This is a genomic window from Staphylococcus lugdunensis (genome assembly GCF_001558775.1).
Taxonomy (GTDB): domain Bacteria; phylum Bacillota; class Bacilli; order Staphylococcales; family Staphylococcaceae; genus Staphylococcus; species Staphylococcus lugdunensis.
In genome coordinates, this window is record NZ_CP014022.1 from 1,292,009 (window position 1) to 1,312,260 (window position 20,252).

9 protein-coding genes, 1 tRNA gene, 3 rRNA genes and 1 other RNA gene are annotated in these 20,252 nt (G+C 39.4%); all 14 read right to left on the minus strand.

Annotated elements, in window-relative coordinates; translation table 11 throughout:
* Positions 1-186 precede the first annotated feature (186 nt).
* Positions 187-301 (minus strand): 5S ribosomal RNA (gene rrf, locus AL499_RS06125).
* A 67-nt stretch (positions 302-368) separates the two neighbouring features.
* Positions 369-3,290, minus strand: a 23S ribosomal RNA gene (locus AL499_RS06130).
* Positions 3,291-3,781: 491 nt separating this feature from the next.
* Positions 3,782-5,332 (minus strand): 16S ribosomal RNA (locus AL499_RS06135).
* Together the 16S, 23S and 5S rRNA genes form the textbook arrangement of a ribosomal RNA operon.
* Before the next feature lie 520 nt (positions 5,333-5,852).
* A complete protein-coding gene (gene recR / locus AL499_RS06140) occupies positions 5,853-6,449 on the minus strand; it encodes a recombination mediator RecR (RefSeq protein ID WP_002461175.1) in 597 nt (198 codons plus the stop codon).
* 6 nt (positions 6,450-6,455) lie between these two features.
* Positions 6,456-6,773, minus strand: a complete 318-nt coding sequence (locus AL499_RS06145; RefSeq protein ID WP_002479279.1) for a YbaB/EbfC family nucleoid-associated protein — start codon at positions 6,771-6,773, stop codon at positions 6,456-6,458.
* An 87-nt stretch (positions 6,774-6,860) separates the two neighbouring features.
* Positions 6,861-8,591, minus strand: coding sequence for a DNA polymerase III subunit gamma/tau (gene dnaX / locus AL499_RS06150; protein ID WP_002492162.1), 1,731 nt, complete (start codon positions 8,589-8,591; stop codon positions 6,861-6,863).
* Positions 8,592-8,656: 65 nt separating this feature from the next.
* Complete coding sequence (locus tag AL499_RS06155) at positions 8,657-9,181, minus strand: GNAT family N-acetyltransferase (protein WP_002492187.1); 525 nt, start codon at positions 9,179-9,181, stop codon at positions 8,657-8,659.
* A gap of 327 nt (positions 9,182-9,508) precedes the next feature.
* An RNA gene (gene ffs / locus AL499_RS06160) (signal recognition particle sRNA large type) lies at positions 9,509-9,778 on the minus strand.
* Positions 9,779-9,865: 87 nt separating this feature from the next.
* Positions 9,866-10,603, minus strand: coding sequence for a trehalose operon repressor (treR, locus tag AL499_RS06165; protein ID WP_002461171.1), 738 nt, complete (start codon positions 10,601-10,603; stop codon positions 9,866-9,868).
* An 11-nt stretch (positions 10,604-10,614) separates the two neighbouring features.
* Positions 10,615-12,252, minus strand: coding sequence for an alpha,alpha-phosphotrehalase (gene treC, locus AL499_RS06170; RefSeq protein ID WP_002492157.1), 1,638 nt, complete (start codon positions 12,250-12,252; stop codon positions 10,615-10,617).
* 77 nt (positions 12,253-12,329) lie between these two features.
* On the minus strand, positions 12,330-13,775 hold the full coding sequence (gene treP, locus AL499_RS06175) for a PTS system trehalose-specific EIIBC component (RefSeq protein ID WP_062248884.1): 1,446 nt from the start codon (positions 13,773-13,775) through the stop codon (positions 12,330-12,332).
* Between the two features lie 292 nt (positions 13,776-14,067).
* A tRNA-Ser gene (locus AL499_RS06180) sits at positions 14,068-14,160 on the minus strand.
* A 47-nt stretch (positions 14,161-14,207) separates the two neighbouring features.
* Positions 14,208-15,683, minus strand: coding sequence for a glutamate synthase subunit beta (locus tag AL499_RS06185; RefSeq protein ID WP_002492163.1), 1,476 nt, complete (start codon positions 15,681-15,683; stop codon positions 14,208-14,210).
* A 17-nt stretch (positions 15,684-15,700) separates the two neighbouring features.
* A complete protein-coding gene (gene gltB, locus AL499_RS06190) occupies positions 15,701-20,197 on the minus strand; it encodes a glutamate synthase large subunit (protein WP_002492174.1) in 4,497 nt (1,498 codons plus the stop codon).
* Positions 20,198-20,252: the final 55 nt, after the last annotated feature.

The window sequence follows — 20,252 nt, forward strand, 5'->3', positions numbered from 1 at the left end:
ATTAATGCTTTAAAAAAATAATTGTATATGATTGTTTTATAATTCATAGCTAAAAAATTCTTAAGCGTATCAGCTTCAATCGCTTTCTCTTCGCAATGCCGTTATTTGTCGACTTGTTTTTCAATTTTTGGCATAAAAAAAAGAGACCTCTCGGTCTCAATGCGGCTCATCGCATCCATTTGCTTTGCCTGGCAACGTCCTACTCTAGCGGAACGTAAGTCCGACTACCATCGGCGCTAAGGAGCTTAACTTCTGTGTTCGGCATGGGAACAGGTGTGACCTCCTTGCCATTATCACCAGACAAGTGAATGTTATACATTCAAAACTAGATAGTAAGTAAAATTGATTTTGCGTCGCAAAACATATATTTGATTAAGTCTTCGATCGATTAGTATTCGTCAGCTCCACGTGTCGCCACGCTTCCACCTCGAACCTATTAACCTCATCATCTTTGAGGGATCTTATAACCGAAGTTGGGAAATCTCATCTTGAGGGGGGCTTCATGCTTAGATGCTTTCAGCACTTATCCCGTCCATACATAGCTACCCAGCTATGCCGTTGGCACGACAACTGGTACACCAGAGGTATGTCCATCCCGGTCCTCTCGTACTAAGGACAGCTCCTCTCAAATTTCCTACGCCCACGACGGATAGGGACCGAACTGTCTCACGACGTTCTGAACCCAGCTCGCGTACCGCTTTAATGGGCGAACAGCCCAACCCTTGGGACCGACTACAGCCCCAGGATGCGATGAGCCGACATCGAGGTGCCAAACCTCCCCGTCGATGTGAACTCTTGGGGGAGATAAGCCTGTTATCCCCGGGGTAGCTTTTATCCGTTGAGCGATGGCCCTTCCATGCGGAACCACCGGATCACTAAGTCCGTCTTTCGACCCTGCTCGACTTGTAGGTCTCGCAGTCAAGCTCCCTTATGCCTTTACACTCTATGAATGATTTCCAACCATTCTGAGGGAACCTTTGAGCGCCTCCGTTACCTTTTAGGAGGCGACCGCCCCAGTCAAACTGCCCGCCTGACACTGTCTCCCACCACGATAAGTGGTGCGGGTTAGAAAGCCAACACAGCTAGGGTAGTATCCCACCAGCGCCTCCACGTAAGCTAGCGCTCACGTTTCAATGGCTCCTACCTATCCTGTACAAGCTGTGCCGAATTTCAATATCAGGCTACAGTAAAGCTCCACGGGGTCTTTCCGTCCTGTCGCGGGTAACCTGCATCTTCACAGGTACTATGATTTCACCGAGTCTCTCGTTGAGACAGTGCCCAAATCGTTACGCCTTTCGTGCGGGTCGGAACTTACCCGACAAGGAATTTCGCTACCTTAGGACCGTTATAGTTACGGCCGCCGTTTACTGGGGCTTCGATTCGTAGCTTCGCAGAAGCTAACCACTCCTCTTAACCTTCCAGCACCGGGCAGGCGTCAGCCCCTATACATCACCTTACGGTTTAGCAGAGACCTGTGTTTTTGATAAACAGTCGCTTGGGCCTATTCACTGCGGCTCTTCTGGGCTTGCACCCTAAAGAGCACCCCTTCTCCCGAAGTTACGGGGTCATTTTGCCGAGTTCCTTAACGAGAGTTCGCTCGCTCACCTTAGAATTCTCATCTTGACTACCTGTGTCGGTTTGCGGTACGGGCACCTGTTATCTATCTAGAGGCTTTTCTTGGCAGTGTGAAATCAACGACTCAAGGAAACAATTTCCTCTCCCCATCACAGCTTGACCTTATGAGTGCCGGATTTGCCTAACACTCAGTCTCACTGCTTAGACGTACAATCCAATCGTACGCTTCGCCTATCCTACTGCGTCCCCCCATCGATTAAAACGATACTAGGTGGTACAGGAATATCAACCTGTTATCCATCGCCTACGCCTGTCGGCCTCAGCTTAGGACCCGACTAACCCAGAGCGGACGAGCCTTCCTCTGGAAACCTTAGTCAATCGGTGGACGGGATTCTCACCCGTCTTTCGCTACTCACACCGGCATTCTCACTTCTAAGCGCTCCACATGTTCTTGCGATCATGCTTCAACGCCCTTAGAACGCTCTCCTACCATTGTCCAAAGGACAATCCACAGCTTCGGTAATATGTTTAGCCCCGGTACATTTTCGGCGCAGTGTCACTCGACTAGTGAGCTATTACGCACTCTTTAAATGATGGCTGCTTCTAAGCCAACATCCTAGTTGTCTGGGCAACGCCACATCCTTTTCCACTTAACATATATTTTGGGACCTTAGCTGGTGGTCTGGGCTGTTTCCCTTTCGAACACGGACCTTATCACCCATGTTCTGACTCCCAAGTTAAATTAATTGGCATTCGGAGTTTGTCTGAATTCGGTAACCCGAGAGGGGCCCCTCGTCCAAACAGTGCTCTACCTCCAATAATCATCACTTGAGGCTAGCCCTAAAGCTATTTCGGAGAGAACCAGCTATCTCCAAGTTCGATTGGAATTTCTCCGCTACCCTCAGTTCATCCGCTCACTTTTCAACGTAAGTCGGTTCGGTCCTCCATTCAGTGTTACCTGAACTTCAACCTGACCAAGGGTAGATCACCTGGTTTCGGGTCTACGACCAAATACTCAACGCCCTATTCAGACTCGCTTTCGCTACGGCTCCACATTTCCTGCTTAACCTTGCATCAAATCGTAACTCGCCGGTTCATTCTACAAAAGGCACGCCATCACCCATTAACGGGCTCTGACTACTTGTAAGCACACGGTTTCAAGTTCTCTTTCACTCCCCTTCCGGGGTACTTTTCACCTTTCCCTCACGGTACTGGTTCACTATCGGTCACTAGAGAGTATTTAGCCTTAGGAGATGGTCCTCCCAGATTCCGACGGAATTTCACGTGCTCCGTCGTACTCAGGATCCACTCAAGAGAGAATATATTTTCAACTACAGGATTATTACCTTCTTTGATTCATCTTTCCAGATGATTCGTCTAATATATTCCTTTGTAACTCCGTATAGAGTGTCCTACAACCCCAATAAGCAAGCTTATTGGTTTGGGCTCTTCCCGTTTCGCTCGCCGCTACTCAGGGAATCGATTTTTCTTTCTCTTCCTCCGGGTACTAAGATGTTTCAGTTCTCCGGGTCTGCCTTCTAACATGCTATGTATTCACATGTCGATAACACAACATAACTTGTGCTGGGTTTCCCCATTCGGAAATCTCTGGATCAATGCTTACTTACAGCTACCCAAAGCATATCGTCGTTAGTAACGTCCTTCATCGGCTTCTAGTGCCAAGGCATCCACCGTGCGCCCTTAATAACTTAATCTTCCACACTGCGCTTCAAAATGGTTCAACTCATTATCTGAATACGATTTCTTTTAAAGCTCATTCATTTTGAGTCAAACGCTCGCATGCTTCGTTGTTTCATCATTTCTAATGCTCATTTACAAAAGTAAACTGCGCTTAGAAATGCTTCAACGCCTCGCCTGACAAACGTTTTCTTTCAAAATTATATAAGTGTGTATGTGTTATTAATCTTGTGAGTGTTCTTTCGAACACTAGCGATTATTTCTTATGAATTCAAGCTTATTTAAAACTCTAATTCACTCGGTTTTGCTTGGTAAAATCTAATTTACTTACTTATCTAGTTTTCAATGTACAACAATCAATTTTAAATGAAGCATTGGCAAATAGTATTATTTGTCAAACGCTCTCTTTTAAAACGATTTATTTGAATGTTAATAAACATTCAAAACTGAATACAATATGTCACGTTATTCCGCATCTTCGCAGAAGATGTTCCGAATATATCCTTAGAAAGGAGGTGATCCAGCCGCACCTTCCGATACGGCTACCTTGTTACGACTTCACCCCAATCATTTGTCCCACCTTCGACGGCTAGCTCCAAATGGTTACTCCACCGGCTTCGGGTGTTACAAACTCTCGTGGTGTGACGGGCGGTGTGTACAAGACCCGGGAACGTATTCACCGTAGCATGCTGATCTACGATTACTAGCGATTCCAGCTTCATGTAGTCGAGTTGCAGACTACAATCCGAACTGAGAACAACTTTATGGGATTTGCTTGACCTCGCGGTTTCGCTGCCCTTTGTATTGTCCATTGTAGCACGTGTGTAGCCCAAATCATAAGGGGCATGATGATTTGACGTCATCCCCACCTTCCTCCGGTTTGTCACCGGCAGTCAACTTAGAGTGCCCAACTAAATGATGGCAACTAAGCTTAAGGGTTGCGCTCGTTGCGGGACTTAACCCAACATCTCACGACACGAGCTGACGACAACCATGCACCACCTGTCACTTTGTCCCCCGAAGGGGAAGACTCTATCTCTAGAGCGGTCAAAGGATGTCAAGATTTGGTAAGGTTCTTCGCGTTGCTTCGAATTAAACCACATGCTCCACCGCTTGTGCGGGTCCCCGTCAATTCCTTTGAGTTTCAACCTTGCGGTCGTACTCCCCAGGCGGAGTGCTTAATGCGTTAGCTGCAGCACTAAGGGGCGGAAACCCCCTAACACTTAGCACTCATCGTTTACGGCGTGGACTACCAGGGTATCTAATCCTGTTTGATCCCCACGCTTTCGCACATCAGCGTCAGTTACAGACCAGAAAGTCGCCTTCGCCACTGGTGTTCCTCCATATCTCTGCGCATTTCACCGCTACACATGGAATTCCACTTTCCTCTTCTGCACTCAAGTTTTCCAGTTTCCAATGACCCTCCACGGTTGAGCCGTGGGCTTTCACATCAGACTTAAAAAACCGCCTACGCGCGCTTTACGCCCAATAATTCCGGATAACGCTTGCCACCTACGTATTACCGCGGCTGCTGGCACGTAGTTAGCCGTGGCTTTCTGATTAGGTACCGTCAAGACGTGCACAGTTACTTACACGTTTGTTCTTCCCTAATAACAGAGTTTTACGATCCTAAGACCTTCATCACTCACGCGGCGTTGCTCCATCAGGCTTTCGCCCATTGCGGAAGATTCCCTACTGCTGCCTCCCGTAGGAGTCTGGACCGTGTCTCAGTTCCAGTGTGGCCGATCACCCTCTCAGGTCGGCTACGTATCGTTGCCTTGGTGAGCCGTTACCTCACCAACTAGCTAATACGGCGCGGGTCCATCTATAAGTGATAGCAAAACCATCTTTCACTATTGAACCATGCGGTTCAACATATTATCCGGTATTAGCTCCGGTTTCCCGAAGTTGTCCCAGTCTTATAGGTAGGTTACCCACGTGTTACTCACCCGTCCGCCGCTAACGTCAAAGGAGCAAGCTCCTTATCTGTTCGCTCGACTTGCATGTATTAGGCACGCCGCCAGCGTTCATCCTGAGCCAGGATCAAACTCTCCATAAAAAATTATGATGTTTGATTAGCTCATAAATACTAATTAAATCTTTGTAACGTTTCGTTACATTATTGGAATTAACGTTGACATATTGTCATTCAGTTTTCAATGTTCATTTCTTACCGACGAGAATTAATTATACTAGCTATAGCCATAAAAGTCAACAACTATATATAATTAATTTTTATTTGAAATGCTAAGTTGATTTGCTCAACAAATAAATACTATACAAGATGAGTGTCTTTATCACAATAGTAAAAATTACACCTATTCATTTACATTTAAAATACGTCTCACCATAAAGCGAACAATATTTTGATTAGAGAGTAAATAGTTCGCCTATCCACTCGATTTTTGTATGAAAATTTATAAATATAGTCATAATACCGCATTTTTACAAATTTTAGTTTGTAGCAAATTTTTATGAAAAAATTAAAAAAAGCCAATTAAGTCGCTCTAAAACATATAAGTTCTTAATCTATCAGAATTAATATATGTTAAGCGCGCCTTATTGGCTCAACTCATTTACTACATTTCAGTTCTTCCAGCGATTGCTTTTGAAAGTGTGACTTCATCTGCATACTCTAAATCTCCACCAACTGACAAACCTTGTGCAAGTCTTGTTACTTTAATGCCTATTGGTTTAACAAGTCTAGAAATATACATCGCTGTCGATTCACCTTCAAGATTTGGATTCATTGCTAATATAAGCTCTTTCACTTCTTCATCTTTTAATCTTTCTATTAATGAAGGGATGTTTATATCTTCAGGCCCAATACCATCCATTGGCGATATAGAACCATGTAAGACGTGATAAAGCCCTTTATACTCCCGCATTTTTTCCATAGCAATAACGTCTTTATCATCTTCGACTACACAAATCACTGTCCGATCCCTTTGCTTATCTTCACAAATATAGCAAGGGTCATTTTCTGTGATATGTCCACAAACACTGCAATAAGTTAACTCTCTTTTGACATCAACAAGTGCCTTCGCAAATTGAACTACGTCGTCTTCTTTCATATTTAGAGTATGAAAAGCCAGACGTTGAGCCGTCTTAGGACCAATGCCTGGTAATTTCATAAAACTGTCTATGAGTTTAGATATAGGTTCTGGATAATGCATGAGTTATCACATTCCAGGAATGTTTAGGCCTTGTGTATGTTTACCTAAGCGCTCTTGTGTTAGCTCATCAGCTTTGTTCATTGCTTCATTCGTAGCTGCTAAAACTAAATCTTGTAGCATTTCAATATCATCTGGATCAACAGCTTCTTCTTTAATTTCAACATCAACTACTTCTTTATGTCCAGTTACAGTTACAGCTACCATACCACCGCCAGCTGTACCTACAATACGCTCATCTTTAAGCTTTTCTTGTTCTTGAGCCATTTTCTTTTGCATTTTTTGCATTTGTTTCATCATTTGTTGCATATTTCCGCCACCGCGCATAATATCATTTCCTCCTTGAATAAACATCTATTTGTTCAAATTATACTTTTATTTCATTATACATACGAAAATAACTGTTGTCATGTCTTACTCTTCATCAACAAGATGCACGGTTTCATCTCCAAATAAGTCTCGCGCTTTTTGTGCGACATCAGTGGGTTGTGATTGTTCTCTCGTCTTAGTTTGCTGTGATGATTCATCCTGTGTTTCATGTTGCTCACCATTATGATTTTTGCGCTGTTGTATATATTCAGATCTGACTCTTAACCATTGATCAGATGGTACACCAACAACTTGGACGTTCTTATTGATAATCTCACAAACAACACTTTCTATATTATTTCTTTTTTCTACATCCTTATTGACTATTTCACAATGAATTTCTTCCTCAAATTTCACTAGTACATTTGTTTCACTTGCAGCCACTGGTTCGGAATTCTGTAGCAAGCTTACTAATGATTTTCTATCGTTATTTTTAGCATGGTCAATAACGTCATTCCAACGCCCTTTTAACAGTTTAATATCTTCTTTATTTGCATTATCTAATACTTTAGTAATCTTGCTCATTGAAAATGCATGTTTCACTTCTACATTACTTCTTGTTGCACGTTGAGCAGTTGGCTTTTGTGGTTTAGCAATAACACCTTGGGCTTTAAGTGTCTTAAGTTCATTTTCAAGTTGTTCCATTCTTTGTAACAAAGCATCATTTGTTGGTTGTGTTACCGCAGCTGGTGTAGCAACATTTTGGACATTTTCTGGACTGGTTTTCATCATTTCTGCAATTTTTACTAATAAAACTTCGAAATGTACGTTCTGATTGACACTAAAACGAATAGAAACAAGCGTATCATTAATAATATCAATCATATGGTACAACATTTCTAAATCAAAATCTGCTAATGCATCATATGTCATTGACTCGTCTGCTGTTTTACTCATGATGGTATCTCTGACAAAATAAATCATATCATTGATAAGGCGATTAACCTCTTTACCTTCAGAAATAAAATGATGGTAACGGGTGAACGCTTCACGCACATCGCCATTAACAATATCCTTAAATAAATCATTAAGTGCCGCTTCGTCTACACTTCCTGTTACGTCTAAAGCGTCTTTCAGTGTTAAGTGGTCATCTCCAAACGCAATGGCCTGATCCATAATACTTAATGCATCACGCATGCCACCTTCAGATGCTTTAGCTATAAATTCTAGGGCTGCAATATCATAATCGATTTGTTGTTCATCAGCCACAAAGCGCAACCGTTCCACGATTTGCTCACTATTAATGGCTTTAAAATCAAATCTTTGTGCCCTAGAAATGATTGTCGGAGGAATTTTGTGAGGTTCTGTTGTTGCTAATATAAAAATCGCATGTGCAGGTGGCTCTTCTAACGTTTTTAACAACGCATTAAATGCCCCTGTAGTTAACATGTGAACCTCATCTATAATATAAACTTTGAATTTCGATTCACTAGGTGCATACTTCACTTTATCTCTAATATTTCTTATTTCATCTACGCCATTATTACTTGCCGCATCAATTTCGATGACATCGGAGTTAGTGCCTGTCGTAATGCCCCTACATATCGCACATTCATTACAAGGCTCACCATCATTACTATTTAAGCAATTGATTGCTTTTGCAAACACTTTAGCAATACTTGTTTTTCCTGTACCTCTTGGGCCACTAAAAATATAGGCATGTGATTGCTTACCTTTCGATATCGCATTTTTCAGCGTTTGCGTTACGTGTTCTTGTCCAACAACATCGGAAAAGCTTTGAGGTCTGAACATTCGATACAATGCCTGATAATTCACTTCTACACCTCCATAAACAATTACTCATTATTATATCATGGGTTCTCCATTTTATATCAATTCATTTATACTACATCTGCATCTTTTACTTTTCCATGCGGATAGTCTGTTAATTGATCCCATAAAAACTTCACTTGTAGCTGTTCTAACGTACTTTCGTCGGAATAAATATCGTAAATTTCTGCCTTTTCATAGCCCAACTGTTCAAAATAATCAGGCGCTCCAGATACAATGATCGTATTAAAATTTTCTGCTCTAGCACGTTCTTCAACAGCATTTACTAAAGCTTTGCCGATTCCTTGAGCTCTTACTTCTGGATCTACGGATAATGATGCAAGTTCAAGTGCAGGATACTTCGCATCTTGCGCAACGATATTAATTTTACTTAACATAACATGTCCTACTACTACAGCTGCTTCATCTTTAGCAATTACTTCTAGTTCATATTGATAACTTGGCGACTGTCTTAACCTTGCTACTAGCGCTCTTTTTGCTTTACCTTTTTTCGGATTTTCTGTATAACTTTGTTCGATTTTTTCTAGCGTCTGAGTATAATCTACTTCAGTTAAGGTGCTTAAATATACTTGCATATATCCTCCTGAACATTGTATGCATAGACGCAAATACATGCACTTTCATTATATAGCACATAGTTAAAATGAAATGCATCAGCATAGCTTTAATTTATAACAGTTTAAATGTATCAAATTTTTGCTATATTCGCTATTTTAATCAAAAGGGCAGTAGTAAAATCATATTTCATCACAAAGATTTTGTAACTTTGCTTCTGGAAATGCATTGTGCCAGTCCTCTCTGTTGAGGCTCCGAAAATGTAATTAGAGGCTGAGTTATTAAATATATCTCAGCCTCCTCGTATTGTATTTATTTATAGTAAAGTTTTGATTGTATATAAAAAGCCGCACACCTCTGAATCGAACACAATTCATAAACGTTACCGAAGTCGACAGCTAAATCTCGGCTACCCTACGGCACATATGAGGATCCACTTAATGCTGCTTCCGTCAGGACCTGACATGATTCATGGGTTCATATTGCATAGGACCGAAATCTTCAAACACTACGTGCTTCGGGCAGACTTCACAAAATTGTGCCCTCAACAAAGGAATTAAGTCTCGCATAAAGCGGATTTCGAGTATAGGGAACCGCTACCTCCCCACCTAGCACGGCAAGAATTATATTACTATAAATAAGCATTGATATGCAAGTGTAATGTCTATCATTTAGAATAGATGCGTAATCAATAAATCACATTTTTAATAGTTGTGATAACGTCGTGAAAATTCTTTAAAAGTGAAATCTGTAGCAATATGCTTTGAAATATTATATTGAAAAGCTGTCGTATCTTTAAGATAAATAATACTTCTAACTGTTGCCGAATATGGTGGCTCAACATTTCCAAATATACTTAACTCATAATCATTAAATGCTTCGAAGGTAATCGCTTTACATGAATAACTAATTTGTAAGTTGAGTTGTTGCTCAATATAATTATATATCGAATCCTCTACAACTTCTCGACTCAAACTTGGTACTTGGGATGCCAAAAAGAAATCTTCATCTAATATTTTAACTTTCCCATCAATACTTCGAGTACGTACAATGTGTAGAAGTCTTTCATAGTTTCTCAACCCTAATTTTTCTTTAACAACTGGGAATTCATGTGCATAACATGTTTCGTTGAGAAGCATTTCCGTATGGTGGGTGAGCCCTAATTGTTCCTTTATTTCTTTAAAACTAATTAAATCCGAAAATGGGAATTCCGTTACGCCTCGATATATAACAACAGAGCCCTTACCTCTTATTTTCTGAATCATACCATCAGCTACTAATAAATCTAATGCTTTTCTCACTGTTTCACGTGAAGCTTTATTTATATTCATTAACTCATGTTCCGATGGTAATTGACTCCCTTTAGTATAACTTCCATTCAAAATGGCTGTTTTTAATTGGTTATAAATTTTTGTGAATTTCTTAATTGTCACTTGGTTCACCAATTCCTTATCTATAATTCTTGCTCAACCACCAACGCTCCATATCCAGTTATTTGTCGGTTTGATATTTCCCCGTTTCTAATAATTGTTTTTCCTTTAATGTTTAAATCTTCTGGTAATCGTACTGGTTGCTGTGAAAAGTTAGCGACAACTAACCATGAAGTTGCTTGATAATTACGTCGATATATAAACAACTTGTCATGTGCCATATATAGCGCTTCTATATTTCCGTAAGTCACAATATCATATTGGTGTCGAATGTCAATCAATTGTCGATATGTTTGTAAAATAGATTGCTTATCTTGCATCGCTTGTTGAACATTTACTTGTTCATAATTTTGTGCTAAATCAATCCAAGGCTTACCTGTAGTGAAACCTCCATAAGCTTCATTATTCCATTGCATAGGTGTGCGTGAATTATCTCGAGACTTTTGTCCTAAAATCGTAAGCGCCTCTGCATCACTTTCACCCTGTGCAGTTAATTTTTCATACGCATTATGAGATTCAATATCGCGATATTGTTCTATAGTAGTAAAATGTGGATTGGTCATACCGATTTCTTCACCTTGATAGATGTACGGTGTCCCTTGAAGCATATGCAACACAATTGCTAACATTTTAGCACTGGCTTGGCGATTTTCTTCAGTCGAATCATCTCCAAAACGTGACACGACACGTGGTTGATCGTGATTACACCAGAATATCGCGTTCCAACCCCCACCTTGATAAATGCCTATTTGCCATTCCATCAAAATTTCCTTCAACTTGAGAAAGTTTAACTTAGCATTTGACCACTTTTCACCATTAAGATAATCAACTTTGAGGTGATGGAAATGAAATACGCTGTTAAGTTCTTGACGCTCTGGTTTAGTATATTTAATGCAATGTTCAATCGTTGTTGATGACATCTCACCAACTGTCATCATTCCTTTATCGCCGAAAGTATTGCGGTTTAACTCATGTAAATACTGATGAACACGTGGTCCATCCGTATAAAATTCTTTTCCAATTTTTGATGAATCTTTAAATTCACCTTTAGATATAAGATTAATAACATCAAAACGGAAGCCATCTACCCCAAATTTAATCCAGTAATTAACAATATCATATAACGCTTGACGTACCTTTTCATTTCCCCAATTCAAATCAGCTTGTGTTACATCGAAAAGGTGAAGATAATACGCATCAGTCTTCTCATCATATTGCCATGCATTTCCACCAAACTTTGATTCCCAATTCGTCGGTGACCCATCTGGAGATGTTTTAAAAAAATAAAAATCACGATACGGGTTGTCTTTTGAACTGATTGCTTGTTTAAACCATTCATGTTCTGTAGAAGTATGATTAATGACAATATCTAACATAACTTTTAGATTACGGTCATGTGCTTCAGAAATCAATGTTTGAAAGTCTTCTATGGTGCCAAATCGTTCATTGATTTTAAAATAATTACTAATATCATAACCATTATCATTCATAGGTGATTCATAAATCGGGGTTAACCAAATATAATCAACACCTAAATATTGTATATAGTCCAGTTTGTCAATGATACCTTGTAAATCTCCTTCACCACTCCCAGTTGTATCGTTAAAAGATTTCGGATAAATTTGATAAACTACGGATTTTCTCCAGTCATTGTTTGCCATGTCCTGCTCCTTTTTATATGTTATTCGTATAGAAAAACGCATCTCGGTTATAATGATTAATCTATACGTCGTTCAAATTATTTTTCTGCTTCTGGAGGTGTTACAATTTTTTTCGTTTTTTCATGACTAAATTTTGCTAAAAATACCGTTAATATTGCTGGAATCACTAATGCTGCAATAGTTATAGGAAGATATACCGGCCACCAAAATTGATGTTGAATAGAAATAAATGCAGGAAATCCGCCTACACCTACATTACCTAGCACTCGATTCGCCCCCACAATTGCACCTAGTATCGCTGATGTTGATATCGCTGCTACAAATGGATATTTTAGAGGTAAGTTCACCCCAAACATTGCTGGCTCTGTTACCCCAAGAATGCCTGAAATACTTGAAGTTAATGCTAATCCCTCTTCTTTAACCATTTTGCGTCGTTTATACACATACCAAGCTCCAAATGCTGCTGAACCTTGACACATGTTTGAAATAGCAACAATTGGCCATAGATAAGTGCCTCCCAATTTACTGCCCATCAATTGAAAGTCAACTGCTAAGAACATATGATGTAACCCTGTAATAACAAGCGGGCCATAAAGTAATCCATATAAGAAGCCTCCTAGCCATCCAGCATATTCAAATACAAATTGTATTGCACCTGTAATACCAGTACCAATGACTAATGCAATTGGACCTATAATGACAAATGCTAAAAAGCCGGTAACTAAAAGCGCAATAGGCCCTACCACCAACATCTTAATGGAATCATGAACTACCTTATTTAATGCTTTTTCAATTTGTGCCAATACATATGCTGCAAACAACACTGGCAAGACTTGTCCTTGATAATTTAATTGTTTAATTTCTAAACCAAATAAATGCCATGTAGGAATATGTCCCTTGCCAATATCATATTGAGAGACCAGTTGTGGATGCATTAATATGAGTCCAAGTACTAATCCTAAGATAGGACTTCCCCCAAATACACGCATACTACTCCACCCAATAAGTGCAGGTAAGAAAATAAAAGCCGTACTACCAATCACATTAACGATATTAGAAATATCTCCTAATTGCTGATATTGTTCGACTAATGGCTTAGACCCAAAAAGCCCTTTCATCGTTAATAAGTTGTTAATTCCCATCAATAAACCCGCTGTAACTAATGCAGGTAAAATTGGAATAAAAATATCTCCTAATAACTTAATCAGCCGTTGTAAAGGGTTCCCTTTTTTTGCAGCTACTTGCTTAGCTTCATCTTTGGAAGCCTCTTCAACACCCGTTTCATCTATAAAGTGCTTATATACTTCCTCTACTGTTCCTGGTCCAATAACAATTTGATACTGATGATTTGCTTTAAATTGCCCTTTGACCAATGGATTGTCACTTAACATGTCTTTATTTACTTTATTATCATCTTTAAGCACGATTCTTAATCGAGTCACACAATGCGTTGCTGCATCAATATTTTCTTTACCACCAATTGCTTGTACAATGTGCTGCACACCTTTTCTATTTACAGCCAAGTTAGCCACTTCCTTTTTATCTTTGCTTCAGTATAACTTGTCTAGACAAGTTATGTAAAGGCTTTCATTATTGGAGTGGTTTGTTTTTAAAATAATCTCTTAGGATACAATAACTCAAATTATTTAACGATGTTGATTTTCCTTTTCAGTAATTCATTAGTAAATGGTTTAGTTCACACTTCTTTTTTGACTTATTCAATATTTTAACTATTCACTTAACACGTAAAAAAGCAAGCCCTTATTAACTAAGCGCTTGCATTAAATATCTATTAGTCTTGGATTTTAAATATAATGGCGGAGGAAGAGGGATTCGAACCCCCGCGGGCCGTTAAGCCCCTGTCGGTTTTCAAGACCGATCCCTTCAGCCGGACTTGGGTATTCCTCCAATGAACACAATAAACATCTTATTATAGCGTTCATTAAAAGTCAATATTATTTTATATGTTGTGCCATGTTTTTTTGAGTTAAATAATGATGGACTGCTTTAGCAACTCCACGTCCTTCTCTAATAGCCCACACAACCAAACTTTGTCCGCGTCGCACATCTCCAGCAGCAAAGATATGCGGATGATTTGTTTGATAATTTATGTCATCGGCTACTATTTTATTACGTTCTGTAGCAATATGAAATGCATGTGGCACTGTATTTTCTGTACCAACAAATCCAATGGATAGCAACACTAAGTCTGCTGGCCAGTGACGTTCTGTACCATCAACGATTGACATACCATTTTCTGTTTGCTCTAAAACTTGTGTAAAGACACCTCTAACATATCCTAAATGGTCTACATCATAGCGCATAGTTTGAACACCATAAGCACGTGGTTCTTTACCAAAGCGTGCTTCATATTCTTTATGGGCATAATCCATTTTGAATACTGGCATCGCAAGTGGCCATGCTGTATTGTAATCAACGGTCATCTTTTCTGGCAACCGTGTATATTTATTGAACTGAACCACAGACTTACAGTTTTCACGTAAAGCCGTAGCTACGCAGTCTGCTCCTGTATCACCTGCGCCAATAACAATAACATTTTTATTTTTTGCCGTAATAGTTGGCTGATTTACTTCACCATTTAACACCTGCATTTGTTCAGTTAGATAGTCCATAGCAAAATGAATTCCAAATCCCATCCGTCCTTCTAATGGTAAATCTCTAGCCTGTTGGGAACCTGTACATAGAATAATAGCATCAAACGTATCTTCTAACGTTGTTTTGCTGATATCTACCCCCACCTCAACATCAGTCTTAAAGCATATACCTGCTTCTTCCATTAATGCAATACGGCGGCGAACTACATTCTTGTCCAATTTCATATTAGGAATACCATACATCAGCAAACCACCAGGCTCGTGGGCCTTTTCAAATACTGTAACCTGATATCCTTGATAGTTTAATTCCTCAGCAGCAGTTAAACCAGCCGGTCCACTACCAACTATAGCCACCGATTGATTTCTAGAGGTACGAGGGTATTTAGGTGAAACCCAACCATGCTCATAAGCTTCATCAATAATAGTGCGCTCAATTCCTTTTATAGCAACTGATTCTCTATTGATTTTCATAACACATGAGTTTTCACATGGTGCTGGACAAACTCGGCCAGTAAATTCCGGAAAATTATTTGTTTCTTTTAGACGCTCATAAGCACTTTTAAAGTCTTGATGATACACTAAATCGTTCCATTCAGGAATGTAATTACCAATAGGGCAGCCTATCGTTTCTTTGCCATAAGGTAGCCCCGTCTGACAAAAAGGTGTGCCACAATCCATACATCGAGCACCTTGAATCCTTGCTTCCTCTTTAGTAAAACGTTGTTGAAATGGCTGATGATTTAACAGTCGATCTGCTAATGATAATTCCGTCAGCGATTGTTTGTCATACATCATAAAACCCTTATATTCCCCCATGACCATCGCTCCTTCCATCAATACACTAACGTCGGTTGCAATGCTTTATCTATCGACGTGCTATCATCATTAAAAGCCGCCAATAATGCATCAGCATCACTGCTATACTGACGTCGTTTTATCTCGATTTTTTGCATCATTAATTCATAATCTTTTGGTATCACTTTAACTGCACGTGACTCTATTTGGTCAAACTGTTTAAGCACATCACGTGCTTTCGTACTATTTGTATAGGCGATGTGTGCCTCTAGCATTTGACGGATTAATGCTTGTTCTTCTTGATGTACAACTTGTTTAAATGCCAAAGTCTCTAGTGCATGTGTAGCTTTGAATGCTTCAACATCACTCGGGAAGACATAACATACACCACCACTCATACCTTGACCAAAGTTTTTACCTACGTCTCCTAGTATGAGCACGTGTCCTCCTGTCATATACTCTAGGCCATGATCTCCGATTCCTTCTACAACAACATTCACACCGCTATTACGAATACAAAATCGTTCGCCAGCACGACCATTAATATACGCCTCTCCGGCGGTAGCACCATAAAAACAAACATTTCCTACAATAATATCTTTTTCTCTTTCAGGTTTTGGTGCTTTAATACAAATTTTGCCACCTGACAACCCTTTACCAACATAGTCATTTGCATCACCAGTATGTTGTATTGTTAATCCTTGTGGCGCAAATGCTGCTATACTTTGCCCAGCATGACCAGATGTTTTTACTATAATGGTATCTTCTGGCAAGCCATCCGGACCATAGTATTCTGTTATCGTACTACCCGTAATAACACCAACATCACGTTGTTCATTATGAATAACATATGTCCCCTCAAAGTGTTGGCCTTCTTTAATTGCGATTTGTGCATCGTAGTACAAACTACTTAAATCAAAACCTTGTTCTAAATGATGTTGTTGCATCATCTGTTGATAATTCACACCAGCTATTGGTTCAAGTAGTGGCGACAAATCTAAGGTTGCCGCTTTAGATCTTGGCGGTATATCCGTTGCACGCTCAAGCAAGTCTGTACGACCAATCAAATCTTCTACGCGTTTTAAACCTAGAGAAGCTAAAATTTCCCGCATTTCTTCTGCGATAAAATACATAAAATTCACGACATGTTCTGCTTTGCCATTAAATAATGCACGCAAATCCTTATTTTGAGTAGCAATACCCACGGGACAAGTATCTTTATGACACACCCGCATCATGACACATCCCAACACAACAAGTGGTGCCGTAGCAAAACCAAACTCTTCAGCACCTAATGCGCAAGCAAGTGCAACATCTCTACCTGTAAGTAATTTACCGTCCGTTTCAATTTTGACACGACTACGTAAATCATTAAGCTTTAACGTTTGATGTGTTTCTGCTAACCCAATCTGCCAAGGTAATCCTGCATGTTGTATACTCGTTTTTGGTGAAGCACCTGTACCACCATCATAGCCACTGATTACGATCTTATCGGCAAAAGCTTTTGCGACGCCAGAAGCAATCGTACCAACGCCTGATTTCGATACTAATTTTACCGCCACATCCGCATTTCTATTTGCATTTTTTAAATCATGAATCAATTGTGCTAAATCCTCAATCGAATAAATATCATGATGCGGTGGTGGTGAAATAAGTCCAATCCCAGGTGTTGCACCTCTCACCTTGGCAATCCAAGGATATACTTTACTGCCTGGTAATTGTCCTCCTTCACCTGGTTTAGCACCTTGAGCAACTTTAATCTGTAACTCTTTTGCATGTTGTAAGTATTCACTTGTTACGCCAAAACGACCGGATGCTACTTGCTTTATGGCACTAGATATATTACTGCCATCTGCTTGCTGTTTATAGCGGTAAGCATGTTCTCCACCCTCACCACTGTTGCTTTTTCCACCTAACTGATTCATAGCTTTGGCTAAAGTCTCATGTGCTTCTGCCGAAATTGAACCATAACTCATTGCGCCTGTATTAAATCGTCTTACAATCTCTTCTGCTGATTCCACCTCTTCAATTGAGATTGGGTGCTGTTGTTTAAACGTTAGTAAGTCTCTGATATGGTCAAACCGTTTGCTATGAACTGCAGCAGTAAATTCTTTGAATTGTTGGTAGTCATTTTCGCGACATGCGTGTTGTAACTTGAAAATAGTCAATGGATTAAATACATGGTGCTGTCCTTGTTGTCTCCATTGAAATACACTTCCTGAAGGTAAATAATCTAAGTGTCGTTGTTGCTGTGCTTTATTTTCTGCTTCTATTTGTGCTATGGATAACCCTGATAGCTTAGACGGCGTGCCTGGGAAATAGCGTTCAATAACTTCATGAGACAAACCAATTGCTTCAAAAATTTGAGCACCGTGATAACTTTGTACCGTTGAAATACCCATTTTAGCCATGACTTTTATGACGCCTTCAGATAAAATTTGAGTATATGTTTCGACATTATTTGAAACTTTACCTGTTAGCTTTTTCTGTACTGTCAACTGTTCAATGGTTGCTTGCGCAAGATATGGTACTACCGCATTCGCTCCGTAGCCTAATAAGCACGCAACATGATGAACTTCTCTTGTTTCTCCGCTATAAGCCACGATACTTGTATTCATGCGTAAATTTTCTTTAATGAGTAGCTGATGAATATAGCTGGTTGCAAGTAATATAGGCATGGCATATGCTGTTTTCTGGCTCAACAAACTATCATCTAATACGAGAATTTCAGCGCCATCTTTAACTGCTTCAATGGCCTGTTGACCAAGCAATTCAAGTGCATCTGCAAGCACATTTGTATATAAGGTAGATAATCGTACTGTCTTGAACTCACTCGATTCAATATATTCAAGCTGACTAGGTGTCAATACAGGTCTTTGTAATTGAATTCGCTTTAGCGCTTCCGGCGTCGGATGTAATATATTCCCCTCTGCACCTAGGTAAGACAGTTCACTTGTTACTATTTTCTCACGATAAGCATCAATGGGTGGATTAGTAACTTGTGCAAATAATTGCTTAAAGTAATTGAATAAACTTTGTGGTTGTTCATTTAATACAGCTATTGGCACATCATAACCCATGGCACCAATTGGATCTTTCTTGCCAGTCACAAGTTCACTCATATATTTATTAATATCTTCTTTGGTATAGCCAAATTGTTGTTGTAACTTAAATATTGTTGTTTCAGATAAACACGATGATTGATAACCTATTTGTTCCAAATGTAAATCAATTTTATGCTTTGCAAGCCACGTTTTATAAGGATATTGTGTTGCTATTCGTGATTTCAGCTCATTATTTTCAATTACTTGCTGTGTCTCAAAATCCACAAGCAATAATTTACCTGGATTTAACTGCCCTTTATAAGCGACATTCGCTTCTGGAATATCAACCACACCAACTTCAGAAGAAAAAACAATATAATTATCCTTTGTAATCGTATAACGTCCAGGTCTCAAACCATTACGATCTGTTAAAGCGCCTATTTTATCGCCGTTACAAAACGATATCATTGTTGGTCCGTCCCAAGGTTCCATCAAGTAGCTATAAAATTCATAAAATGCACGCACCGTTGCATCATTTGCTTTGTCATGTTGCCATGGTTCTGGTATAAGGAGCATCGCTGCTTGTTCAGGTTCCATAGCAAGTGTTAAAAATTCTAACGCATTGTCAACAATAGCAGAATCACTACCATCTTCATCTACAATCTGGCAAATCTTATGTGCATCATTCGGAAATAATGTTTGAATCAGTTGTCGTTGACGCGCCCGCATCCAGTTCACATTCCCTTGAATGGTGTTAATTTCTCCATTATGCATTAGCATACGGTTAGGATGTGCCCGTTTCCAACTTGGGAATGTATTCGTGCTAAAACGAGAATGTACCAATCCAAATTTAGACTGATAATCTGAATGTTGTAAATCCAAATATAACCCCTTAATCTGATCAGATCTCAGCCATCCTTTATAAACAATTGTTTTATGAGATAAGCTAGTAAAATAAAGTTCTAACCCCTGTTGTTCAGCTTCGTGTTCAATTTGTTTTCTTGCCAAATATAACTTTTTCTCGATATCTTGATGATTAGTAATGTCGACAAAGATTTGATAGACATATGGCATAGTCTTAGCTACATGCTGTGCTAATACCTCTTTATTTACAGGTACTTCACGATATCCTAGCACCTTTAGTCCTTCACTACGAAATAACAAATCTATCATTTTCTGATATCGTGTATTTACTATGACCTTTTGAGAAAAGAATAATCCTACCGCGTATTCCCCTTCACACGGAAGTTCAAAATCAACATGTTTATTAAAATAATCAAATGGTATTTCGGTCATTATTCCTGCGCCATCGCCTGTAATACCATCTGCGCCCACACCACCGCGATGATCTAAACGACGTAACATTTCTAATGATTTGTCAACGATGTCATGCGAGCGTTTATTATCCATATTGGCATAAAAACCAATACCACAAGCATCATGTTCTTCTCGATAATCATATAATCCTCTTTTTATTGTTAAATCACACATGATGCATACCCCATTTTCAAGAATTTTCTGAATATTTATGTTAATATGCTTCACT

Coding starts and splice junctions, on each gene's coding strand:
- gltB (WP_002492174.1), bottom strand. CDS start 20,197: ATGTGTGATTTAACAATAAAAAGAGGATTATATGATTATCGAGAAGAA.
- treC (WP_002492157.1), bottom strand. CDS start 12,252: ATGGCAAACAATGACTGGAGAAAATCCGTAGTTTATCAAATTTATCCG.
- AL499_RS06155 (WP_002492187.1), bottom strand. CDS start 9,181: ATGCAAGTATATTTAAGCACCTTAACTGAAGTAGATTATACTCAGACG.
- recR (WP_002461175.1), bottom strand. CDS start 6,449: ATGCATTATCCAGAACCTATATCTAAACTCATAGACAGTTTTATGAAA.
- AL499_RS06185 (WP_002492163.1), bottom strand. CDS start 15,683: ATGGGGGAATATAAGGGTTTTATGATGTATGACAAACAATCGCTGACG.
- AL499_RS06145 (WP_002479279.1), bottom strand. CDS start 6,773: ATGCGCGGTGGCGGAAATATGCAACAAATGATGAAACAAATGCAAAAA.